The sequence below is a fragment of the Stenotrophomonas sp. SXG-1 genome, assembly GCF_014083965.1.
Taxonomy (GTDB): Bacteria; Pseudomonadota; Gammaproteobacteria; order Xanthomonadales; family Xanthomonadaceae; genus Stenotrophomonas; species Stenotrophomonas geniculata.
The window spans coordinates 2,092,076-2,116,335 of sequence record NZ_CP046588.1 but is presented as its reverse complement, the minus strand read 5'-3'; the positions used below and the strand labels follow the sequence as shown (position 1 = coordinate 2,116,335).

Here is a 24,260-nt window from a genome sequence, read left to right as displayed (position 1 = left end):
ACCCTTCAGTTCCCTCCGGCAGTGCCGATAGGGGGACAGAAGCCGGTCGCGCAGGAGCGCGCAGAACCGGAACGACCATCACCATCCCCGGAGATACACCTCGATGAAGTCCCTGCTTGCGTTCGTTTCGGCCGCTGTCCTGGCCACCACCGCTTCCGCCGCGTTTGCCCAGTCGGCCGACATGATCCCGCCGGAACTGGCACCGCGCTCGGTCGGCAAGGACGGCATGGTCTGCGGCAAGGTCGAGAAGGCCCGCTACGCAGAAGGTTCCGAAGGCCAGCCGACCTTCCTGTACATGGGCGGCGCCTTCCCGCGCCACACCTTCTCGGCGCGCATCGCCGGCGAGAACCGCGGCAAGTTCTCCTTCCCGCTGGAAACCCTGGAGGGCAAGACCGTCTGCGTGATCGGCAAGATCCAGCGCGACGCCTCGCGCGCGGAAATCGAAGTCAGCTCGCCGGCCGGCCTGAAGCTGGCCAACATCAAGTAATCCGCTGTCCGTCGAACCACGCCGGACCTGGTGCCGGCGTGGTTTCTGCTGCAACCGGGCCCGACGCCCGGACGCGTCTGCCTTAGGAGATCGCAACGCCCATGCCGTGGATCAACAACCTCAAACTGATGCCGAAGCTGCTGCTGACCTTCGGCGTCCTCCTGCTGGTGATGTTGCTGCAGGGCATCGTCGCCTATCGTGGCCTGCATTCGCTGAACAATGTCACCACCGAGCTGGCGGGTTCTCGCATGGAGAGCATCCGCATGGCAGGCGAGATGCGCGGCATGCTGGGTGAATACCGCAACGCCGCCTACCAGCAGCTGATCCGCGCCAGCGACGACGTCAAGGCGGATGCACGCAAGCAGGGCGTCGAGCTGCGCGCGAGCATGGACAAGTCGATCAAGGAGTATCCGACCCTGGTCGACAACGCGCAGCAGAAGAAGCTGTTCGACACCTTCGCCAAGGAGTGGAAGGACGCCCTGGCCTCCTATGACAGCGTCACCGAGATGCTGGAACTGGACCTGCCGGACGACGCCATCGATACCTTCGTCGGCGAAACCCGCACCAAGCACCGCAAGGCCGCCTCGGCGCTGGAAGCGCTGATCGCCGAAGACAACCGCCTCGCCCGCGCGTCGCGCGAACAGGCCGCCTCCACGTATTCCGCCTCGGCCGTGCTGACCGTGATCGCCCTGCTGGGCGGCGCCGCGCTCGGCCTGGTGCTGGTCTGGCTGTTCGCCCGCGCCCTGGTCGGCAGCGTGCGCGGCGCCGTGTCGGTTGCCAACGACGTGGCCGGCGGCAAGCTCGATGGCCACATCGACGTCAGCCGCCAGGATGAAGTGGGCGAACTGATGCAGGCCATGCAGCGCATGCAGCGCGACCTGCGCGAGCGCATCGAAACCGACCAGGCCGTGGCGCGCGAGAACCTGCGCATCCGTACCGCGCTGGATTACAGCTCGACCGGCGTGTACCTGACCGACACCAGCAACACCATCGTCTACAGCAACCGCGCCCTGCAGCAGACCCTGAGCCAGTACCAGGACGAAGTGCGCCGTGACCTGCCGGACTTCGACGCCCAGGCCTCGCTGATCGGCAAGCCGGTCACGGTGCTTGAACACCGTGGTGAAATGGACCAGACCCTGCTGGGTAACCTGAAGGCACACGGCGTGGCCCGTCGCCCGATGCAGTACGGCGATGCCCAGTTCGCCCAGGTGGTCTCGACCATCCGCAATGAAGGCGGCGACACCGTCGGCTACGTGGTGGAATGGCGCGACCGTACCCAGGAAGCGCAGGTGGAAGCCGAAGTGGCGCGCGTGATCGCCCAGGCAGCCGCCGGCGACCTGTCCGGCCGCATCGATTCCAGCGACAAGGAAGGCTTCTTCCTGCAGCTGGCCCAGCAGATCAACGGCCTGCTGGACGCCAATGCCGGCAGCATCGAACAGATCTCCGGCCTGCTCGCCGCACTGTCGCAGGGTGACCTGACCGTGCGCATGCAGGGCGACTACCAGGGCGTGTTCGCCCGCATGCGCGACGACGCCAACGCCACGGCCGCGCAGCTGAGCGAGATCGTCACCCGCATCAAGCAGTCCAGCCGTGCGATCAGCTCGGCCGCCGGCGAGATCGCCTCGGGCAACAGCGACCTGTCGCGCCGTACCGAACAGCAGGCTGCCAACCTGGAAGAAACCGCTGCCTCGATGGAGGAACTGACCTCCACCGTGCGCCAGAACGCCGAACACGCCCGCCAGGCCAACCAGCTCGCGATCGGCGCCCATGGCGTCGCCTCGCAGGGCGGTGAAGTGGTCGGCCAGGTGGTCACCACCATGTCGGCGATCGAAGCCTCGTCGAAGAAGATCGCCGAGATCATCAGCGTCATCGACGGCATTGCGTTCCAGACCAACATCCTGGCGCTGAATGCCGCCGTGGAAGCCGCGCGTGCCGGTGAACAGGGCCGCGGCTTCGCCGTGGTCGCCAGCGAGGTGCGCACCCTCGCCCAGCGCTCGGCCGCTGCCGCCAAGGAGATCAAGGGCCTGATCGACGACTCCGTTGGCAAGGTCAACGACGGCTCGGCCCTGGTACACAAGGCCGGCGCCACCATGGGCGAGATCGTCGCCTCGGTGCAGCGCGTGACCGACATCATGGCCGAGATCTCTGCGGCTTCGCAGGAACAGAGCGCCGGCATCGAGCAGGTCAACCAGACCGTGGTGCAGATGGACGAAACCACGCAGCAGAATGCTGCTCTGGTGGAAGAAGCCACCGCCGCCGCCCGCGCGATGGAAGAACAGGCCGGCCACCTCAGCGAGGCCGTGTCGATCTTCGTGGTGGACGAAGCCGAGGTCGTGGCCGCCCCGCGCGTCGTCGCTGCCCCTGCCCCGCGTGCTGCCGCACCGGCGGCACCGGCTCCGGCCGCCCCGCCCGCCCGCCGCAGCGCGGGTGGTCGCCCGATGGCCACGGAACTGGCCGACGGGGACTGGCAGGAATTCTGATGCCTGCCTGACCTGAGGTACGAGAACGCCCTGGCCCTGTGCTGGGGCGTTTTTGTTTACGGGATATCTGATTATCCAGCCAACGGCGAAGCCCCTCGGGGTGGTCGGTCGAAGTGCTGGGCTGCTGAGGGCAGGCCGGGAGGGTGGGCTGCGCAGGGGACGCCGTGAATACGTCCTTGTAGGCTCGGTCGCCGCATCCATGCGGCTCACGCCCCTGCGCAGCCCACCCTCCCGGCCACGGAAAATTTCCGTGCGCGTCCACCCCGGATTGAAGAAAGAAAAGCAAAAAACAAAAGCCAGGTCACTTCCGGGGTCAGATCCGTTTTCCTGCGGAAAACGGATCTGACCCCTCTTTCCACTTGGAAACCCAACGCTCTTGCCGTCCGACGCCGGGATATCGAATGGGCCGGGCCAGGGTGGGTTGGCGGGGGTGTCCGCGGCATGGATGCCGCGGCCAACCCCCCAGGGACGGGTTTACGGCGTCCCCCGCCAACCCATCCTGCCCCGGCCCTTCTCGCAACCCCTGACCACCGACCAAGGGCCGTTGCTGTTGCTGTTGCTGTTGCTGTTGCTTCAAAACCAGCCTGCCGCAGGCAGCGCCGCAGCCGCCGCTGCAAGGAAACCTGAATACGTTCGGACACTGCGCCTCAATCCCCCGCCCCATCGGCCGATAACGGGGTTGTCACGGCTTGTCCCGCCGCTGACCGGCTCGGCGCCGCCCGCCCGCTTCGACCTGGTCCTGCTCGATGAATCTCCTGCATCGCTGGCAACACTACTTCAGCAACCTCTCCGTCCGGCGCAAGCTCAACCTGCTGACGCTGCTCATCGCGCTCGGCGTGATCGCGCTCTCGGTGATCGCCGCCCGCATGCAGTACCTGGACCTCACCGAGACCCGCAAGACCGCGCTGAAGACCCAGGTCGAACTCAGCTACGGCATCCTCCAGCATTATCACCGGCTGGCCGGTACCGGCGAGCTCAGCGAGGACGCTGCCAAGAGCGCGGCATTGCAGGCGCTGGAAGTGATGCGCGCCGAGAGCGATGCCTACTACTTCAACATCTACGACACCGGCTACCGCCTGCTGATGCACCCGTTCCGCAAGGATCTGGTCGGCAAGGACATGAAGGACTTCCGCACCGACGACGGCGTGCGCATCTACTACGACCAGGTTGAAGCAGCCAAGGCCGGTGGCGGCTTCGTCAACTACCGCTGGGCCAAGCCCGGCAGCAAGGGCGAGGTCGAGAAGGTGGCCTACGCCGGCCTGTTCGCGCCCTGGAACTGGGTGGTCAGCAGCGGCGTCTACATGGACGACGTGCAGAAGCAGGCGCTGGTGTTCACCGCCATCATGGCCGTCTCCGGTGGCGTGCTGGTACTGATCGTGCTGGCCCTGAGCTGGCTCATCGGCAACCGCATCGCCGTGCCGCTGAAGCAGGCAACGGCCGTCGCCGAGGGTATCGCCCGCGGCAAGCTGGACAGCCACATCGGTCCGCAGGCGCATGACGAACCCGGTCGCCTGCTGGACGCCATGTCCGGCATGCAGCAGCAGCTGCACGCAGTGATCGGCGGCCAGCGCGAAATGGCCCGCCGCCACGATGCCGGCGAACTGAGCTATCGCATCGACGCCAGTGCCTTCCCCGGCGAGTACGGGCTGATGGTGCAGGAAACCAACGCCCTGGTAGGCGGCCACGTGCAGACCCTGCATGACGTGCTGGACGTGGTACAGCAGTACGCGGTCGGCGACCTGAGCCGCGACATCGCCCGCTACCCCGGCGAAAAGGCGGCGATGACCACCACCGTCGACACCGTCAAGGCCAATCTCGGCCGCATCAACGCCGAAATCAAGCAGCTGGCCAGTGCCGCCGCTGCCGGCGACTTCAGCCGCCGTGGCGATGCGCAGCGCTTCGATCACGATTTTCGCCTGATGCTGGAAAACCTCAACGCGATGATGGCGGTCAGCGATGACAACCTCGGCAAGCTCTCGCAGCTGCTGTCGGCCATCGCCGAAGGTGATCTGACCGCGCGCATGCAGGGTGACTACCAGGGCGTGTTCGCCCGCATGCGTGACGACGCCAACACAACCGTCGCGCAGCTGACCCAGATCGTCGGCCAGATCCAGGCCAGTGCTTCCAGCATCACCCTGGCCGCCGGTGAGATTGCTTCGGGCAACAGCGACCTGTCGCGTCGCACCGAGCAGCAGGCTGCGAACCTGGAAGAAACCGCCGCGTCGATGGAGGAGCTGACCTCCACCGTGCGCCAGAACGCCGAACATGCCCGCCAGGCCAATCAGCTGGCGATCGGCGCGCAGGGTGTTGCGTCTCAAGGCGGCAGCGTGGTCGGCCAGGTGGTCAACACCATGTCGGCCATCGAAGCCTCGTCGAAGAAGATCGCCGAGATCATCAGCGTCATCGACGGCATCGCCTTCCAGACCAACATTCTGGCGCTGAATGCTGCAGTGGAAGCCGCACGTGCCGGTGAACAGGGCCGCGGCTTCGCCGTGGTCGCCAGCGAGGTGCGCACCCTTGCCCAGCGCTCGGCCGCCGCCGCCAAGGAGATCAAGGGCCTGATCGATGATTCGGTCGGCAAGGTTGCCGAAGGCTCCAGCCTGGTCCACCAGGCCGGCAGCACCATGGGCGAGATCGTCGCCTCGGTGCAGCGCGTGACCGACATCATGGCCGAGATCTCCGCCGCCTCGCAGGAACAGAGCGCCGGCATCGAGCAGGTCAACCAGACCGTGGTGCAGATGGACGAGACCACCCAGCAGAACGCCGCGCTGGTGGAGGAAGCTACCGCTGCCGCGCGCGCGATGGAAGAACAGGCTGGCCAGCTGGCCGACGCCGTGGCGATCTTCCGCCTGGACAACCAGGTCTCCGCCGCAATGAAGGCGGTGGCCGCGCGTGTCGAACCGGTGCGTGTTGCCACCGCCGTGGCGCGCCCGCAGCCGGTTCCAACGCCGGCACCGGTCCGCCGCACCGGCAGCAACGCCAGCACCTTCGTCGCCAGCGACAGCGACTGGCAGGAATTCTGAGACCCACCCGCGGCGGCTTCGGCCGCCGCCTCTGCCGATGGACACGTCCCCCGTGCAAAGTCCTACTCCCATCGTCACCGGCCCGCGCGAATTCGAGTTCGCCGACCGTGATTTCCGCCGCGTCTGCGATCTGATCTACCAGCGCGTGGGCATCGCCCTTGCACCGGCAAAGCGCGACATGGTCTATGGCCGCCTATCGCGCCGCTTGCGCACGCTGGGCATGCGCAGCTTCCAGCAGTATCTGGACCATCTGGAGCAGGAAGACGGTGACGAGTGGCAGGCGTTCACCAACGCGCTGACCACCAACCTGACCTCGTTCTTCCGCGAGCCGCACCACTTCGACAAGCTGCGCGAGGAACTGCAGCAGCGCTCCAGCCGCACGCCGCTGCTGCTGTGGTCATGCGCGGCGTCCACCGGTGAAGAACCCTATTCGATGGCGATCACCGCCTGTGAGGCCTTCGGTACGCTGAAGCCGCCGGTGCGCATCGTCGCCACCGATGTCGATACCCAGGTACTGGCCACCGCCGGCCGTGGCGTCTACAACATCGACCGGGTCAGCAATCTCGACCCGGATCTGCGCCGGCGCTATTTCCAGCGTGGCAGCGGCCCCAATGAGGGCCAGTGCCGCGTGCTGCCGGCACTACGCGAGCTGATCGAGTTCCGCCCATTGAATCTGCTCGCCCCGCGCTACGACGTCGGCGGACCATTCGACGCGCTGTTCTGCCGCAATGTGATGATCTATTTCGACAAGCCGACCCAGCGTGCCATCCTCGGCCGCCTGGTGCAGCACCTGGCCGATGACGGCCTGCTTTACACCGGGCACTCGGAGAACTACCTGCACGCCGCCGACCTGATCCAGCCCTGCGGCCGTACGCTGTATCGCCGTGCGGCAAAGGCCGGCGCATGAACGCCTCGCTGCGTACCGACGATGTGATGCGCTACCAGGATGCGCGCTTCCAGACCATCGCGGCCAAGCTGCTGCCGACCCAGTACCTGGTGGTGGACGACACCACCGCGCTGACCACCACGCTGGGTTCCTGCGTGGCCGCGTGCCTGCGCGACCCGGTACTGAAGATCGGCGGCATGAACCACTTCCTGCTGCCCGAGGGCAATGCCGGCGACGGCGCGCCCGCGCGTTACGGCAGCTATGCGATGGAACTGCTGATCAACGACATGCTCAAGCGCGGCGCCCACCGCAAGCGCATCGAAGCCAAGGTGTTCGGCGGCGCCAACGTGCTCAAGGGCTTCACCAGCAATCCGGTCGGCACGCGCAACGCCGAGTTCGTGCGCCAGTACCTGCAGGCCGAGCATATTCCGATCATCGCCGAGGACCTGTGCGGCATCCATCCGCGCAAGATCTGGTTCTTCGCCGATACCGGCCGCGTGGTGGTGCAGCGCCTGCCGCATGCCCATGAAGCCGAAGTGGCTGCGACCGAATCGGCGGTGCGTGCACGCCTTTCGAAGGCCCCGGTCACCGGCGGCGTGGAGCTGTTCGAATGACCTTGACCGGCAACGCCCCCTGCCGGGTCCTGATCGTCGACGACTCCGCCGTCGTGCGCCAGATGCTCACGGAAATCCTGTCCAGCGATCCGGCCATCGACGTGGTCGGCACCGCCGCCGACCCGCTGCTGGCCCGTGAAAAGATCAAGCGCCTGGCCCCGGACGTGATCACCCTGGACGTGGAAATGCCGCGCATGGACGGCCTGGCGTTCCTGGAAAACCTGATGCGCCTGCACCCGTTGCCGGTGGTGATGATCTCTTCGCTGACCGAGCGCGGCGCCGACACCACCCTGCAGGCACTGGCGCTGGGTGCGGTGGATTTCGTCTCCAAGCCGAAGCTGGACGTGGCGCGCGGCCTGCAGGCCTACGCCGACGAGATCATCGCCAAGGTCAAGATGGCGGCGCGCTCGCGGGTGCGCCCGCTGGTGCGCGCTGCAGTCCCGAAGCTCACGCTGGACACAGCCCCCTCGATGCGTCCTGCCTCACCGCAGTTCCGCACCACCGACCGCCTGATCGCGATCGGCTCGTCGGCCGGTGGCACCGAAGCCCTGCGCGTGGTGTTGGAAGGCATGCCCGCCGACGCGCCCGCCGTGGTGATGACCCAGCACCTGCCGGCCAGCTTCAGCAGCGCCTTTGCCGAACGCCTGGACCGACACTCGGCGATGGCCGTGCGCGAAGCCAGCGATGGCGAAGCGGTGCTGCCCGGCCACGCCTACCTGCCGCCGGGCGGCAAGCACCTGCGGATCATCCGTGACGGTGCACGCTGGCGCTGCCGGGTCGACGACGGCCCGGCAGTGAACCGGCACAAGCCAGCGGTGGACGTGCTGTTCCGCTCGGTCGCGCAGAGTGCGGGTGGCAATGCCATCGGTGCCATCCTCACCGGCATGGGTGACGACGGCGCACGCGGCCTGCTGGAAATGCGCCAGGCCGGCGCCCCGACGCTGGTGCAGGACGAAGCCACCAGCGTGGTCTGGGGCATGCCTGGTTCCGCCTTCAAGCTCGGCGCCGCCGAGGAACAGGTACCGCTGGAACGCATTGCCGAACGCCTGCTCGCCCTCGCCCGCAACTGACACAAAGCAGATCCACGCCATGCGTGGATGCCCTCTGTAGAGTCGAGCCACGCTCGACTCATCGCGCATCGCGCGAACAGCAGCCAAGCACGGACTCGGCGCTACAGGCCATCAGGCAGCAAAAAAAGGCGCCGGCTTTCACCGGGGTTCTTCGTTTCAACGCGCTACCCGCATGTGTGCTTTGATAGCGGTATTGCACAAGGAATGCTGCACATGATCAAAGGCATATGGAAGGCCGCCCTGGCGGCCGTACTGCTTTCATTGCCACTGGCACCCGCCAGCGCCAGTGGCGATCTGTTCTACTTCGAGGCCAAGCAGGGTGATGTGTTCTTCATGCTGATGCTGGTGGGTCGCGAAGACCCCGGCGCGGTAAGCGTCAGCTGGAAAGGCGCGTCGATCCCGCCGTACCCCAACGTGCATCGCCGCTACTACATCGAATTCAACCGTGCAAAGCGCCAGGCCTACGTGCGTCCACTTGACCGTGATGGACTGCCCTGGTTCGAGATGGATGTCTCCGGTAAGCGCGGCAACGTGCTGATCGGCGGCCGTCGGTTGCAGGGCAACGCAGACTGGACCGTGCAATAGCGGATGCAGCAGACAAAAACCCCCGGCTTTCACCGGGGGTTCTTCGTTTCAACGGGAGGCCGGCCAGCGGCCGGCACTACCCTCAGGCAGCGACCGTCTTGGCCACGTCCTGGTATTCCTCGATCTGGTCGAAGTTCATGTAGCGGTAGATCTCCGCGCCGCTGGCGGCGATCACGCCCACATCAGCCATGTACTCTTCCTTGGTCGGGATGCGGCCCAGGCGCGAGCAGATCGCGGCCAGCTCGGCCGAACCCAGGTACACGTTCGTGTTGCGGCCCAGACGGTTCGGGAAGTTGCGGGTCGAGGTCGACATCGCGGTGGAGCCTTCACGGATCTGCGCCTGGTTGCCCATGCACAGCGAGCAGCCTGGCATTTCCATGCGCGCGCCGGTGGCGCCGAAGGTGCCGTACACGCCTTCCTTGGTCAGCTCGGAGGCATCCATCTTGGTCGGCGGGGCCACCCACAGGCGAGTCGGCAGGTCACGCTTGCCTTCCAGCAGCTTGGCAGCCGCACGGAAGTGACCGATGTTGGTCATGCACGAACCGATGAACACTTCGTCGATCTTGGCACCGGCCACTTCGGACAGGGTCTTCACGTCGTCCGGGTCGTTCGGGCAGGCCACGATCGGCTCGTGGATGTCGGCCAGGTCGATCTCGATGACGGCGGCGTACTCGGCGTCGGCATCCGGCTCAAGCAGTTCCGGGTTGGCCAGCCACGCTTCCATCTTCTCGATACGGCGCTGCAGCGAACGCGGATCCTGATAGCCCTCGGCAATCATCCACTTCAGCAGCGTGATGTTGCTGGTCAGGTACTCGATGATCGGTTCCTTGTTCAGGCGCACCGAGCAACCGGCGGCCGAACGCTCGGCCGAGGCATCGGACAGTTCGAACGCCTGCTCGACCTTCAGCTCCGGCAGGCCTTCGATTTCCAGGATACGGCCGGAGAAGATGTTCTTCTTGCCAGCCTTGGCCACGGTCAGCAGGCCCGACTTGATCGCGTACAGCGGAATCGCGTTGACCAGGTCACGCAGGGTCACGCCCGGCTGCATCTTGCCCTTGAAGCGCACCAGCACCGACTCCGGCATATCCAGCGGCATCACGCCGGTGGCCGCGGCGAAGGCGACCAGGCCCGAACCGGCCGGGAACGAAATGCCCACCGGGAAACGGGTATGCGAGTCACCACCGGTACCGACGGTGTCCGGCAGCAGCATGCGGTTGAGCCAGCTGTGGATCACGCCGTCGCCCGGGCGCAGCGAGACGCCGCCGCGGGTGGAGATGAACTCCGGCAGGGTGTGGTGGGTCTTCACGTCCACCGGCTTCGGATAGGCGGCGGTGTGGCAGAACGACTGCATCACCAGGTCGGCCGAGAAGCCCAGGCAGGCCAGGTCCTTCAGCTCGTCACGGGTCATCGGGCCGGTGGTGTCCTGCGAGCCGACCGAGGTCATCTTCGGCTCGCAGTAGGTGCCCGGGCGCATGCCCTGGCCTTCCGCCAGGCCGCAGGCGCGGCCGACCATCTTCTGCGCCAGCGAGAAGCCCTTGCCGGTGTCGACCGGCTGCACCGGCAGGCGGAACAGGTCGGTCGGGGCCAGGCCCAGCGCTTCGCGCGCCTTGCCGGTCAGGCCGCGGCCGATGATCAGCGGAATGCGGCCGCCGGCGCGCACTTCGTCGAACAGCACGTCGGACTTGACCTGGAACTCGGCGATCACTTCACCGTTCTTCAGCGCCTTGCCTTCGTACGGACGCAGCTCGACCACATCGCCGTGCTCCATCTTCGACACGTCCAGCTCGATCGGCAGTGCGCCGGCATCTTCCATGGTGTTGTAGAAGATCGGGGCGATCTTCGAACCCAGGCAGACGCCACCGGCACGCTTGTTCGGGATGAACGGAATGTCATCACCGGTCCACCACAGCACGCTGTTGGTGGCCGACTTGCGCGAGGAACCGGTACCGACCACGTCGCCCACGTAGGCAACCAGGTGGCCCTTGTCCTTCAGGTCGAGGATCTGCTGGATCGGGCCGCGCTTGCCGTCTTCTTCCGGGGTGAACGGCGCGTCGTCGCGCTTGTTCTTCAGCATCGCCAGGGCGTGCATCGGGATGTCCGGGCGGGTGGTCGCGTCCGGCGCCGGCGACAGGTCGTCGGTATTGGTTTCGCCCGGCACCTTGAACACGGTGACGGTCAGGCTCTGCGGCACTTCCGGGTTGCTGGTGAACCACTCAGCATCAGCCCAGCTCTGCAGCACGGCCTGGGCGTTGGCGTTGCCGGCCTTGGCCTTTTCCTGCACATCGTGGAAGGCGTCGAACACCAGCAGGGTCTTCTTCAGCGCGTCGGCGGCGATGGCACCGACGCTGGCATCGTCCAGCAGCTGCACCAGCGGGGCGACGTTGTAGCCGCCGAGCATGGTGCCCAGCAGTTCGGTGGCGCGCTCGCGGCTGATCAGCGGATTCTGCTCGCTGCCCAGCGCGATCGCGGCCAGGTACGAGGCCTTGACCTTGGCTGCGTCATCGACGCCGGCCGGAACGCGGTGGGTCAGCAGGTCGAGCAGGAACTCGGCCTCGCCCTGCGGCGGGTTCTTCAGCAGTTCGATGACATCGGCCGTCTGCTGCGCGCTCAGCGGCAGCGGCGGGATGCCAAGCGCAGCGCGCTCGGCGACGTGGTGGCGGTAGGCTTCCAACATGACAACTCCCGGGTAATGCGTAGGTTGAAATAACAAAGTGGGCTCAGGCTTGCGGCACGATCAGCTTCAGGCCCTTGAAGTAGTCGCGGTAAAACGTGTCGTTCCAGGTGATCAGGCCGTCGCACTGCAGCAGTGCGTGGGCGCCGACCATGAATTCGTCCAGGCTGCGGCGGCTGCCGCCGCGCTGGCGATGACGGCGGTGCATCTCGCCGGCGCGCAGTGCCGACTTGGCTTCCATCGGGTTGAAGTGCACGCCCATCTCTTCCAGTGCTTCCAGCACTTCGGCGCCGCCGCGCAGCGATGCGCAGACTTCGGCCAGGGTCGCGCCACAGACCACCACGCGGCCACCGACCAGGCTCTGCCTGAGGATGGCTTCCACCGCATCGGCCTGCGGACCATTGCTGAGCAGCTCGACCAGCACCGGCGAATCGACGGCGATCATCACGGCTTACTCCTCGTCACGCACCGCGCGTACGGCCGCGTCGGATGACTCGAAGCCGTCCAGCGCGAACTTGCCGCGCGCCCGTGAAATGGCATCGTCAACACTCTTGCGCAGGATGATGCGGCTGCCGTCCAGCTCGACCTTCAGCAGCGTGCCCTTGGTCAGGCCGAGGGCGTCACGCACCGCCTTGGGCAGGGTGATCTGTCCGCGTTCTGCAACAGTGGCTTCCATCGGTAGGCCCTCCAGAGTATGCACAAATTATACATACTTCCCCGGGCATACTTCCACCCTGAACAGGACCGGCGCCCCGCCAGCCCTTGCCTCGCAAAGGATCGGCCACAAACGTGACATACGCCATACACCTTCCCCTGTAGTCTGGGACCGATGCCGCAGGCCGGAACCCGGCCCGGGTGAATCCATTCAGTTTCGGGTTCATACTGGAACCACCGGGGCCGTCAGGCCCGCGGCGACCGCAAGCAGGTCCGCCCATGCGCGGGCCAGTGCAAGCCATCCGCAAGAAGGAGTTACCCCGCATGAGCGATTCGTTCTCCACCCGCAGCCAGCTGAACGTCGGCGGCAAGACCTACGACTACTTCAGCCTGCCCACGCTGGGCCAGCGCTTCGACATCTCCCACCTGCCCTACTCGATGAAGATCCTGCTGGAGAACCTGCTCCGGCACGAGGATGGCGGCATCACCGTCGGCAAGGACCACATCGAAGCAGTGGCCCGCTGGAATCCGGCGGCCGAGCCGGACACCGAGATCGCCTTCATGCCGGCGCGCGTGGTCCTGCAGGACTTCACCGGCGTGCCCTGCGTGGTCGACCTGGCCGCGATGCGCGATGCGGTGGTCAAGCTCGGCGGCAAGCCGGAGCAGATCAACCCGCAGATTCCCTCCGAACTGGTCATCGACCACTCGGTGCAGGTCGATGTGTTCGGCAAGCCCGACGCGCTGGACCTCAACGGCAAGATCGAATTCCAGCGCAACCAGGAACGCTACGGCTTCCTGCGCTGGGGCCAGAAGGCCTTCGACAACTTCAAGGTGGTGCCGCCCAACACCGGCATCGTCCACCAGGTGAACCTGGAAAACCTCGCCCGCGTGGTGATGACCGCGGACAAGGACGGCAAGGCCGTGGCCTACCCCGATACCGTGTTCGGCACCGACAGCCACACCACGATGATCAACGGCATCGGCGTGCTCGGCTGGGGCGTGGGCGGCATCGAGGCCGAGGCCGCCATGCTCGGCCAGCCCTCGTCGATGCTGATCCCGCAGGTGGTCGGCTTCAAGCTGACCGGCAAGCTGCCCGAAGGCGCCACCGCCACCGACCTGGTGCTGACCGTCACCCAGATGCTGCGCAAGCTGGGCGTGGTCGGCAAGTTCGTCGAGTTCTACGGCGACGGCCTGCAGCACCTGCCGCTGGCCGACCGCGCCACCATCGGCAACATGGCCCCGGAATACGGCGCCACCTGCGGCATCTTCCCGATCGACAACGAATCGCTGACCTACCTGCGCCTGTCCGGCCGTAGCGAAGAGCAGATCGCACTGGTCGAAGCCTATGCCAAGGCGCAGGGCCTGTGGCACGACGTCAACAGCCCGCATGCGCAGTACAGCACCACGCTGGAACTGGACATGGGCACGGTGAAGCCGTCGCTGGCCGGCCCGAAGCGTCCGCAGGACCGCGTGCTGCTGGAAGACGTGCAGAAGAACTACCGCGAAGCGCTGGTCGGCATGACCGCCAACCGCGACAAGCGCAGCGACGACGTGTCCTCGTTCGTCAACGAAGGCGGCGGCGCCGCAGTCGGCAACGAGCAACTGGCCAAGGGCTTCGCCGACATCGAGATCGAAGGCCGCAAGGTCCGGCTGAAGGATGGTGCGGTGGTCATCGCTGCCATCACCTCCTGCACCAATACCTCCAACCCGGCGGTGATGATCGGTGCCGGCCTGCTCGCGCGCAACGCGGCCGCCAAGGGCCTGAACCGCCAGCCGTGGGTCAAGACCTCGCTCGGCCCAGGCTCGCGCGTGGTCACCGACTACCTGGAAAAGGCTGGCGTACTGAAGGAGCTGGAGAAGATCGGCTTCTACGTGGTCGGCTATGGCTGCACCACCTGCATCGGCAACTCCGGCCCGCTGCCGACCGAAGTCAGCGCCGGCATCGCCACCGGCGATCTGGTGGTGACCTCGGTGCTGTCGGGCAACCGCAACTTCGAGGGCCGCGTGCACCCCGAAGTGAAGATGAACTACCTGGCCAGCCCGCCGCTGGTGGTGGCCTACGCCATCGCCGGCACCACCGACATCGACCTGACCACCCAGCCACTGGGGACCGGCAGCGATGGCCAGCCGGTATACCTGCGCGACATCTGGCCGAGCAACAAGGAAATCGGCGATGTCATCGCAGCGACCGTCGGGCCGGAAATGTTCAAGCAGAACTACGCCGACGTGTTCAAGGGCGATACCCGCTGGAACACCATCGCCTCGCCGGACGGCAATCTGTACGCGTGGAGCGATGCCTCCACCTACATCAAGAATCCGCCGTACTTCGATGGCATGACCATGCAGGTCGGCACCATCGATGACGTGCACGGCGCGCGCGTGATGGGCCTTTTCGGCGACTCGATCACCACCGACCACATCTCCCCGGCCGGCAACATCAAGAAGGACTCGCCGGCAGGCCGCTTCCTGCAGGAACGCGGCGTGCAGCCGGCCGACTTCAACAGCTACGGCAGCCGCCGCGGCAACGATGACGTGATGGTCCGCGGCACCTTCGCCAACATCCGCATCAAGAACCTGATGTTCGGTGGCGAAGAAGGCGGCAACACCCTGTACTACCCCGCCGGCGGCGGTCAGCCGGAGAAGCTGGCGATCTACGATGCGGCCATGAAGTACAAGGCTGACAAGGTGCCGCTGGTGGTGCTGGCCGGCAAGGAATACGGCACCGGCTCGTCGCGCGACTGGGCGGCCAAGGGCACCCTGCTGCTGGGGGTGAAGGCGGTCATCGCCGAAAGCTTCGAGCGCATTCACCGCTCCAACCTGGTCGGCATGGGCGTGCTGCCGCTGCAGTTCCGCAACGGCGAAAACGCGCAGTCGCTGGGCCTGGACGGCTCGGAAGTGATCGACATCACCGGCCTGCAGGACGGTGCCAGCAAGCGCGCCACGGTCACCGCCACCAAGGCCGATGGCACCAGGAAGACCTTTGAGGTCTCGGTGATGCTGCTGACCCCGAAGGAAGTCGAGTACTTCCGCCACGGCGGCCTGCTGCAGTACGTGCTGCGCCAGCTGGCCAGCAAGTAACGGAAAAGGGCCGGATCCGCACGGATCCGGCCCTTTCCGTTTGCGATGCACCCCCCTGTAGAGCCGAGCCTGCGCTCGGCTGCTTCTGCGCCGACAGCAGCCGAGCATGGGCTCGGCTCTACAGAAGCACTCAGCGGCGCGGCGCGTCCGGGTCGGTACGCAGCGCCTTCAGCAGGCCCCACATGTAGAACGCCAGGGTGAACGAGAACGGCAGGCCGCACAGCACCACCGCCGTCTGCATCGCGCTGAAGTTGCCGGCCAGCAGCAGGCCGACGCTGGCCACGGTGATGCCGGCCGCCCAGAACACGCGCAGCCAGATCGGCGCGTCATGACCGTCTTCCACGCCATCGTCAACGCGACGGGTACACAGGTTGGCGATCATCAGCGTGCCCGAATCGACCGGGGTCAGGAACAGCACGAAGCCGATCACCACCGCGGCACCGGCCACGTACGGCGCGGCGGGCAGGTATTCCAGCAGCTTGAACAGCGTCATCGCCGCATCGTGCTGGGCCACGTCACCCAGGATCGCCTGGCCATGGTTGAGCACCAGGTCGATGGCGGTGTTGCCGAAGATCGACAGCCACGCCAGGGTAAAGCCGAGCGGGATCAGCAGCACGCCCATGATCACTTCGCGGATGGTGCGGCCGCGCGAGATGCGTGCCACGAAAAGGCCGACGAACGGCGCCCAGGCGATCCACCAGGCCCAGTAGAACAGCGTCCACGAGCCCATCCACTCACGGCCCTTCGGGTCGTTGAGGTACATGTCGAAACTCTTGCGCACGAACGCACCGAGGTAATCGCCGGTGTTCTGGATCAGGCCATCGAACAGGTGCAGGGTCGGGCCGGTGACCAGCACGAACAGCAGCAGGCCGCACAGCAGGCGCACGTTGAGGTTGGACAACCAGGCGATGCCCTTCTCCACACCGGCGACCACGCCGATGGTGGCCACCACCATCATCACCAGCACGATCGCCACCAGCACCTGCGGCGTATCCGGGATGTGGAACAGGTAGACCAGGCCGGACTGCACCACCAGCGCACCGATGCCGAGGTTGGTCACCATCGAGATCAGCGTAGCCAGGATACCGAAGCCATCCACCATGTCGCCGATGCGGCCATGGATGCGCTCACCGAAGATCGGGTACAGCGCCGAGCGCAACGCCAGCGGCAGGTCGCGGCGGTAGGCGAAGTAGCCCAGCGCCACGCCGACCAGCGCGTACAGCGCCCAGCCGTGCAGGCCCCAGTGCAGGAAGGTCAGCACCATCGCCTCGCGGTCGGCGGCCACAGTCCCGCCGGGCTGCCCGGGCGGATTGAGGAAATGGTCCAGCGGTTCGTAGGCACCGTAGTACAGCAGCGCGATGCCGATGCCGGCCGAGAACAGCATCGACACCCATGCGACGTAGCCGAAGGCCGGTGATTCCTCGTTGTGGCCCAGGCGGATGCGGCCATACGGCGAGAACGCCAGCCACAGCACGAAGCCGAGGCACAGCACGATCAGCAGCATGTACCACCAGCCGAACGCGGCCGACACTTCGGCCTGCGCCCATTGCAGCCAGTGCTCGCTGCCTTCGGGATAGAGAACGGTGAGCAGCCCGAGGATGCCGATCGACACCGAGGAACTGAAGAACACAAAACGGTTCAAGCGCAGGGGCGAACGCTTGGGATGAGCCAGGGAAGACATGGGGTCGTCTCATCAAGTCCGAGGGAGCACATGGGCGGGGCCGGACCGGTAAACCGGGCCCATGGCGTGGGGCGCGAGCGCATCCTAGGGTTTATTGATTGAACGTTCAATCAATAAAAAGCATAATGGCGGGCAGCCCGATCCTTCGGGTCGCAATCCGTGGAGAGACAATGCCGAAGAAAGGCGTGGAACCGGTACGGCGCGAGCAGCTGATCCGGGCCACTTTCCAGACCATCGACGAGATCGGCATGGCCGATGCGACCGTCGCCACCATCGCGAAGAAGGCCGGGCTGTCCAGCGGCATCGTCGCCCACTACTTCGGCGACAAGGACGGCCTGCTCAATGCTGCAATGCGGCAGATCCTGCGCGAACTGAAGGACGCGGTCGCCCGCTACCGCGCCGACGCCAGCGACGACCCGCGCGAGCAGCTGCGCGCCATCGTCGATGGCAACTTCGACGACAGCCAGATCAACGGCACCGCCATGCGCGTCTGGCTCACCTTCTGGGCCGCGAGCATGCACCAGCCGGAACTGGCCCGGCTGCAGCGCGCCAACGACCAGCGCCTGTTCTCGAACCTGTGCCACCAGTTCAACCGCCTGCTGCCCCACCCGCAGGCCCGCCTGGCCGCCCGCGGCCTGGCCGCGATGATTGACGGCCTGTGGCTGCGCGGCAGCCTGGTCGGCGGCCAGTTCAATGCCGAGAAGTCCCGGCGCATCGCTTACGGCTATATCGACTTCCAGTTGCAGGCTGTCGCGCTATAAGCGCTTCAGCACCCGCCCCCTTCCAAGGAGTACGCCCCATGACCACCCTGCCCGTCCAACAGCTCTACATCCACGGCCAGCGCGTCGATGCCACCAGCGGCAAGACCTTCAAGACCATCAACCCGGCCACCGGCGAGGTGATCGCTGAAGTGCAGGTCGCCAGCCAGGCCGACGTCGAACGTGCCGTGCAGAGCGCAGCCGAAGGCCAGAAGGTGTGGGCCGCGATGACGGCCATGGAGCGTTCGCGCATCCTGCGCCGTGCCGTCGAGCTCCTGCGCGAGCGCAACGACGAACTGGCCCACCTGGAAACCCTGGACACCGGCAAGGCGCTGGCCGAAACCACCACCGTGGACATCGTCACCGGCGCCGACGTGGTCGAGTACTACGCCGGCCTGGCCACCGCCATCGAAGGCATCCAGCTGCCGCTGCGCGAATCGAGCTTCTTCTATACCCGACGCGAACCGCTGGGCGTGGTCGCCGGCATCGGTGCCTGGAACTACCCGATCCAGATCGCCATGTGGAAGTCGGCCCCGGCGCTGGCCGCGGGCAACGCGATGGTGTTCAAGCCGTCCGAAGTGACCCCTCTGACCGCGATCCGGCTGGCCGAGATCTACACCGAAGCCGGCGTTCCCGCCGGCGTGTTCAACGTGGTGCAGGGCCCGGGCCGCGAGATCGGCCAGTGGCTGACCGAGCACCCGGTGATCGAGAAGATCTCCTTCACCGGCGGCGTCGCCACCGGCAAGAAGGTCATGGCCAGCGCCGCGTCCTCGTCGCTGAAGGAAGTGACCATGGAGCTGGGCGGCAAGTCGCCGCTGGTGATCTGCGATGACGCCGACCTCGACCGCGCCGCCGACATCGCGGTGATGGCCAACTTCTTCAGCTCCGGCCAGGTCTGCACCAACGGTACCCGCGTGTTCGTGCCGCGCAGCATGCTGGCCGCGTTCGAAGCCGCTGTTGTCGAGCGCGTCAAGCGCATCCGCATCGGCGACCCGATGGCCGCCGAGACCAACTTCGGCCCGCTGACCAGCTTCCCGCACATGGAAAACGTGCTGCGCTACATCGAAAGCGGCAAGACCGAAGGCGCCCGCCTGCTGACCGGCGGCGGCCGCCCCACCGAAGGCGCGCTGGCCAATGGCGCCTACGTGCTGCCGACCGTGTTCTCCGACTGCCGCGATGACATGACCATCGTCAAGGAAGAGATCTTCGGGCCGGTGATGAGCATCCTCGCCTACGACGACGAGGACGAAGTGGTGCGCCGCGCCAACGACACCACCTTCGGCCTGGCCGCCGGCGTGGTCAGCAAGGACGTCAGCCGCGCCCACCGCATCATCCACCGCCTGGAAGCCGGCATCTGCTGGATCAACACCTGGGGCGAATCGCCGGCCGAAATGCCGGTCGGCGGCTACAAGGAATCCGGCGTCGGCCGCGAGAACGGCATCTCCACCCTCGGCCACTACACCCGCATCAAGTCGGTGCAGGTCGAGCTGGGCGACTACGCCAGCGTGTTCTGACCGGCGCGCCCTGCGCGCGCCCCATCGTCCGGCCATCGTGCCGATCCGACATTCCGCCGGGACGCCTGCATGCAGCGCGCCCCGGCCTGCAGGAGACACCCATGAGCACCCATAACGAGTACGACTACATCATCATCGGCGCCGGTTCGGCCGGCAACGTGCTGGCCACCCGCCTCACCGAAGATGCCGATGTCAGCGTGCTGCTGCTGGAAGCCGGTGGCCCGGACTACCGGCTCGACTTCCGTACCCAGATGCCGGCGGCACTGGCCTTCCCGCTGCAGGGCAAGCGCTACAACTGGGCGTACAAGACCGATCCCGAGCCCTTCATGAACAACCGCCGCATGGACTGCGGCCGCGGCAAGGGCCTGGGCGGCTCGTCGCTGATCAACGGCATGTGCTACATCCGCGGCAACGCGATGGACTACGACAACTGGGCCAGCATGCCGGGCCTGGAAGACTGGACCTACCTGGACTGCCTGCCGTACTTCCGCAAGGCCGAAACCCGCGACATCGGCCCCAATGACTACCACGGTGGCGACGGCCCGCTGCGCGTGACCACGCCGAAGGCCGGCAACAACGAGCTGTTCGCGGCGATGGTCGAAGCCGGCGTGCAGGCTGGCTATCCGCGCACCGACGACCTCAACGGCTACCAGCAGGAAGGCTTCGGCCCGATGGACCGCACGGTGACCCCGAAGGGCCGTCGCTCCAGCACTGCCCGCGGCTACCTGGACCTGGCCAAGCCGCGTCCGAACCTGACCATCGTCACCCACGCACTGACCGACCGCATCCTGTTCTCGGGCAAGCGTGCGGTGGGCGTGCAGTGGCTGCACAACGACCAGCCGCAGCGTGCCACTGCGCGCCGCGAAGTGCTGCTGTGCGGTGGCGCCATCGCCTCGCCGCAGATCCTGCAGCGCTCGGGCGTCGGCCCGGCCGACCTGCTGCGCAGCCTGGACATCGACCTGGTGCACCACCTGCCAGGCGTCGGCGCCAACCTGCAGGATCACCTGGAGATGTACCTGCAGTACGAATGCAAGAAGCCGGTGTCGCTGGCGCCGGCACTGAAGCTGTACAACCAGCCGGCGATCGGTGCCGAGTGGCTGTTCCTGGGCACCGGCATCGGCGCCAGCAACCAGTTCGAGGCCGGTGGCTTCATCCGCAGCGATGCCGAATTCGACTGGCCGAACCTGCAGTACCACTTCCTGCCGGTGGCGATCAATTACAACGGCTCCAACCCGATCAAGGCGCACAGCTTTCAGATGCACGTCGGTTCGATGCGCTCGCCCAGCCGCGGCCGCATCCATGTGCGTTCGAAGGATCCGCGCGAACATCCGAGCATCCTGTTCAACTACATGTCGCACGAGCAGGACTGGCGTGAGTTCCGCGCGGCGATCCGCATCACCCGCGAGATCTTCGCGCAGCCGGCGCTGGCACCGTACAGCGGCCGCGAGATCTCGCCGGGCAGCGCGCTGCAGACCGACGCGCAGATCGACGCATTCGTGCGCGAGCATGCCGAGACCGCCTACCACCCGTCGTGCTCGAACAAGATGGGCCATGCCGATGACCCGATGGCGGTGGTCGATGGCCAGGGCCGCGTGCACGGCCTGGAAGGCCTGCGCATCGTCGATGCCTCGATCATGCCGCAGGTGGTGACCGGCAACCTCAACGCGCCGACCATCATGATGGCCGAGAAGCTGGCCGACGTGATCCGCGGCCGCACCCCGCTGGCCCGCAGCACCGCGCCGTACTACAAGGCCAACGGCGCACCGGTGCGCAAGCAGGGCTGAGCCAGCCGCTCACGGTGAAACACCCGCCGGGCATGGCCCGGCGCTACCAGGCGCGTCCTGCCTTCGGTAGCGCCGGGCCATGCCCGGCGGCGTTTGACGCGTTCGCACAATGCGCCGCGCAAACCCCTCTTCGCGTTTTCCCTACGGCGGGGTATGCTGCAATAAACGGCCATTGTCGCTACGCTCAGGGCCGAACCTAATACATCACGATTCCTGGAGGGGGAATATGAGTCTGGATCGTCCCTGGCTGCAGAGCTATCCGAAAGGCGTTCCCGCCGAAATCGACGTCAACGAATTCCATTCGGTCGCCTCGGTCTTCGACGCTTCCGTCGCGAAATTCCGCGACCGTCCCGCCTACTCCAGCTTCGGCAAGGTCCTCACCTATGGTGAGACGGATGCGCTGGTCACCCAGTTCGCCGCCTACCTGCTGGGTGAGCTCAAGCTCAAGAAGGGTGACCGCGTCGCCCTGATGATGCCCAACTGCCTGCAGTACCCGGTGGCCACCTTCGGCGTGCTGCGCGCCGGACTGACCGTGGTCAACGTCAACCCGCTGTACACCGCGCGCGAACTCAAGCACCAGCTGGTCGACGCGGGCGTCAGTGCGCTGGTGGTGGTCGACAACTTCGGCGACACCGTCGAGCAGGTCATCGCCGACACGCCGGTCAGGCACGTGGTCACCACCGGCCTGGGCGACCTGCTCGGCGCCAAGGGCGCGATCGTCAACTTCGTGCTGAAGTACGTCAAGAAGATGGTGCCCAACTACCACATCAAGGGCGCCGTCCGCTTCAAGCAGGCGCTCAAGCTGGGCAGCCGCCACGCGCTTCCGCCGGTCGAGATCGACCACGACGACATCGCCTTCCTGCAGTACACCGGCGGCACCACCGGCGTGGCCAAGGGTGCGATGCTGACCAACCGCAACCTGATCGCCAACATGCAGCAGGCGTCGGCGTGGCTGTCCACCTCGGGCATCGAGCCGGGCAAGGAAGTGATCATCACTGCCCTGCCGCTCTACCACATCTTCGCGCTGACCGCTAATGGCCTGGTCTTCATGAAGTTCGGTGGCTGCAATCACCTGATCACCAACCCGCGCGACATGAAGGGCTTCGTCAAGGAGCTCAAGGGCACCCGCTTCACTGCCATCACCGGCGTCAACACGCTGTTCAACGGCCTGCTCAACACCCCGGGCTTCGACGAGATCGACTTCTCTTCGGTCAAGTTCACTCTGGGCGGCGGCATGGCGGTGCAACGTGCCGTGGCCGAACGCTGGAAGAAGGTCACCGGCGTGACCCTGGTCGAAGCCTACGGCCTGACCGAGACCTCGCCGGCAGCCTGCATCAACCCGCTCACCCTGCCCGAGTACAACGGCGCCATTGGCCTGCCGATCCCGTCCACCGATGCCTGCATCAAGGACGACAACGGCAATATCCTGGCGCTGGGCGAAGTGGGCGAGCTGTGCATCAAGGGCCCGCAGGTAATGAAGGGCTACTGGCAGCGGCCGGAAGAAACCGCCACCGCCATCGACGCCGACGGCTGGCTGCACACCGGCGACATGGCGAAGATGGACGAAAAGGGCTTCTTCTACATCGTGGACCGCAAGAAGGACATGATCCTGGTGTCCGGCTTCAACGTGTACCCGAATGAGGTCGAAGACGTCATCGCGATGATGCCGGGCGTGCTGGAAGTCGCCGCCGTCGGTGTCCCGGACGAGAAGTCCGGCGAAGTGGTCAAGGTCGTGATCGTGAAGAAGGACCCGAACCTGACCGCGGAAATGGTCAAGGAACATGCGCGGGCAAACCTGACCGGTTACAAGCACCCCAGAATCGTAGAATTCCGAAAAGAGCTGCCGAAGACCAATGTCGGCAAGATTCTCCGTCGCGAGCTGCGTGATACGCCCGCCCAGTAAGGGTTTCCGGGCAACGGGACAATACAGGGACCCCGCCGGAGACGGCGGGGTCTTTCTGTTACCGGAACATGGCCGGTACAGCGCTTGCGGGCGGTTCACGACGGGTGCATAGAATCAGTCGCCGCCGCACGTTCAGCCCGCCCCCTCACTCCTCTCCGTCCGCTCTGCGGTTGGCCGGACGGTCACACGGAGAACTCCCATGTCCGCAGTACGCCCCATCATCACCCGCCCCTCGCAGCACCCTACCCTGCGTATCACCGAGGAGCCCGAGCGGGATGTCTACTGGATCCACATGCACGCCAACCTGGTCAACCAGCCAGGCCGGCCGTGCTTCGCCTCGCGCCTGGTCGATGACATCGTCGACTACCAGCGCGACCTGGGCGACCGCCTCAGCGCCTCGCACGCCCTGTCACCCCATGTCGTTCTTGCCTCGGACAGCGACGTGTTCAACCTGGGGGGCGACCTAGAACTGTTCTGCCGCCTGATCCGCGAAGGCGACCGCGCCCGCCTGCTCGACTATGCCCAGCGCTGCGTGCGCGGCGTGCATGCCTTCCACGCCGGCCTGGGCACCCGTGCCCACAGCATCGCCCTGGTCCAGGGCAATGCACTGGGTGGCGGCTTCGAGGCCGCACTCAGCTGCCACACCATCGTCGCCGAGGAAGGCGTGCTGATGGGCCTGCCCGAGGTGCTGTTCGACCTGTTCCCGGGCATGGGCGCCTACTCCTTCCTGTGCCAGCGGATCAGCCCGCGCCTGGCCGAGAAGATCATGCTGGAAGGCAACCTCTACACCGCCAGCCAGCTGAAGGAGATGGGCCTGGTCGACATCGTGGTGCCGGTGGGCGAAGGTGTTGCCGCGGTCGAACAGGTGATCAAGGAAAGCCGACGCATTCCGCACGCATGGGCAGCGATGCGTGAGGTCAACGAGATCGCCACCATGGTGCCGCTGCATGAAATGATGCGGATCACCGAGATCTGGGTGGACACCGCCATGCAGCTCGGCGAGAAGTCCCTGCGCACCATGGATCGGCTGGTACGGGCGCAGGCCCGGCGCAATGGCGACCCGGCCTGAGCG

Annotated in this window: 17 protein-coding genes; 13 read left to right on the top strand and 4 right to left on the bottom strand. The window is 66.1% G+C overall.

The window, feature by feature from the left end:
- The first annotated feature begins 103 nt into the window (after positions 1-103).
- From GOC52_RS09730 to GOC52_RS09700, 7 genes are all read left to right on the top strand, one after another.
- A complete protein-coding gene (locus tag GOC52_RS09730; protein ID WP_010482470.1) occupies positions 104-487 on the top strand; it encodes a hypothetical protein in 384 nt (127 codons plus the stop codon).
- A 101-nt stretch (positions 488-588) separates the two neighbouring features.
- The gene (locus GOC52_RS09725) at positions 589-2,967 is read left to right on the top strand and encodes a methyl-accepting chemotaxis protein (RefSeq protein ID WP_191851283.1); all 2,379 of its coding nucleotides are present in this window, start codon (positions 589-591) and stop codon (positions 2,965-2,967) included.
- 746 nt (positions 2,968-3,713) lie between these two features.
- A complete protein-coding gene (locus GOC52_RS09720; protein ID WP_126559903.1) occupies positions 3,714-5,990 on the top strand; it encodes a methyl-accepting chemotaxis protein in 2,277 nt (758 codons plus the stop codon).
- A 37-nt stretch (positions 5,991-6,027) separates the two neighbouring features.
- Positions 6,028-6,897: a CheR family methyltransferase gene (locus GOC52_RS09715; RefSeq protein WP_191851281.1), complete on the top strand. Its 870-nt coding sequence runs from the start codon at positions 6,028-6,030 to the stop codon at positions 6,895-6,897.
- Positions 6,894-7,490: a chemoreceptor glutamine deamidase CheD gene (gene cheD / locus GOC52_RS09710; protein ID WP_014037083.1), complete on the top strand. Its 597-nt coding sequence runs from the start codon at positions 6,894-6,896 to the stop codon at positions 7,488-7,490. The genes GOC52_RS09715 and cheD overlap by 4 nt, the downstream gene beginning before the upstream one ends.
- Positions 7,487-8,560 carry a protein-glutamate methylesterase/protein-glutamine glutaminase gene (locus tag GOC52_RS09705; protein WP_191851279.1) on the top strand — a complete coding sequence of 358 codons (1,074 nt, stop codon included), beginning with the start codon at positions 7,487-7,489 and terminating at the stop codon, positions 8,558-8,560. Before cheD ends, GOC52_RS09705 begins: the two co-directional genes overlap by 4 nt.
- 213 nt (positions 8,561-8,773) lie before the next feature.
- Complete coding sequence (locus tag GOC52_RS09700) at positions 8,774-9,145, top strand: hypothetical protein (protein ID WP_043398942.1); 372 nt, start codon at positions 8,774-8,776, stop codon at positions 9,143-9,145.
- 82 nt (positions 9,146-9,227) lie between these two features.
- On the opposite strand, the gene acnB is transcribed toward GOC52_RS09700, so the two are convergent.
- Genes acnB through GOC52_RS09685 form a run of 3 tightly spaced genes read right to left on the bottom strand, consistent with a single transcriptional unit; the run spans position 9,228 to position 12,492 of the window.
- Positions 9,228-11,819 carry a bifunctional aconitate hydratase 2/2-methylisocitrate dehydratase gene (acnB, locus tag GOC52_RS09695; RefSeq protein WP_191851277.1) on the bottom strand — a complete coding sequence of 864 codons (2,592 nt, stop codon included), beginning with the start codon at positions 11,817-11,819 and terminating at the stop codon, positions 9,228-9,230.
- A gap of 43 nt (positions 11,820-11,862) precedes the next feature.
- Positions 11,863-12,261 (bottom strand): type II toxin-antitoxin system VapC family toxin, encoded by a 399-nt coding sequence (locus GOC52_RS09690; RefSeq protein WP_005409506.1) that lies wholly within the window; start codon positions 12,259-12,261, stop codon positions 11,863-11,865.
- Positions 12,262-12,267: 6 nt separating this feature from the next.
- Positions 12,268-12,492: an AbrB/MazE/SpoVT family DNA-binding domain-containing protein gene (locus GOC52_RS09685; RefSeq protein ID WP_005409505.1), complete on the bottom strand. Its 225-nt coding sequence runs from the start codon at positions 12,490-12,492 to the stop codon at positions 12,268-12,270.
- Between the two features lie 302 nt (positions 12,493-12,794).
- Here GOC52_RS09685 and acnA point away from each other — a divergent pair, with 302 nt between their 5' ends.
- The gene (gene acnA, locus GOC52_RS09680) at positions 12,795-15,548 is read left to right on the top strand and encodes an aconitate hydratase AcnA (protein ID WP_191851275.1); all 2,754 of its coding nucleotides are present in this window, start codon (positions 12,795-12,797) and stop codon (positions 15,546-15,548) included.
- A 130-nt stretch (positions 15,549-15,678) separates the two neighbouring features.
- Here the strand turns inward: acnA and GOC52_RS09675 are convergent, their stop codons facing one another.
- Positions 15,679-17,229, bottom strand: coding sequence for a BCCT family transporter (locus tag GOC52_RS09675; protein WP_191851273.1), 1,551 nt, complete (start codon positions 17,227-17,229; stop codon positions 15,679-15,681).
- A gap of 170 nt (positions 17,230-17,399) precedes the next feature.
- Between GOC52_RS09675 and betI the strand changes: the two genes are divergently transcribed.
- The 5 genes from betI to GOC52_RS09650 all read left to right on the top strand — a co-directional run bounded on the left by betI (position 17,400) and on the right by GOC52_RS09650 (position 24,257).
- A complete protein-coding gene (gene betI / locus GOC52_RS09670; protein ID WP_005409501.1) occupies positions 17,400-17,990 on the top strand; it encodes a transcriptional regulator BetI in 591 nt (196 codons plus the stop codon).
- Between the two features lie 38 nt (positions 17,991-18,028).
- Positions 18,029-19,501 (top strand): betaine-aldehyde dehydrogenase, encoded by a 1,473-nt coding sequence (gene betB, locus GOC52_RS09665; protein WP_191851271.1) that lies wholly within the window; start codon positions 18,029-18,031, stop codon positions 19,499-19,501.
- 101 nt (positions 19,502-19,602) lie between these two features.
- Positions 19,603-21,285: a choline dehydrogenase gene (gene betA, locus GOC52_RS09660; protein WP_010482497.1), complete on the top strand. Its 1,683-nt coding sequence runs from the start codon at positions 19,603-19,605 to the stop codon at positions 21,283-21,285.
- A 226-nt stretch (positions 21,286-21,511) separates the two neighbouring features.
- Complete coding sequence (locus tag GOC52_RS09655; RefSeq protein ID WP_010482498.1) at positions 21,512-23,188, top strand: long-chain fatty acid--CoA ligase; 1,677 nt, start codon at positions 21,512-21,514, stop codon at positions 23,186-23,188.
- Positions 23,189-23,387: 199 nt separating this feature from the next.
- Positions 23,388-24,257: a crotonase/enoyl-CoA hydratase family protein gene (locus GOC52_RS09650; protein ID WP_049413283.1), complete on the top strand. Its 870-nt coding sequence runs from the start codon at positions 23,388-23,390 to the stop codon at positions 24,255-24,257.
- The last annotated feature ends 3 nt before the right edge of the window (positions 24,258-24,260 follow it).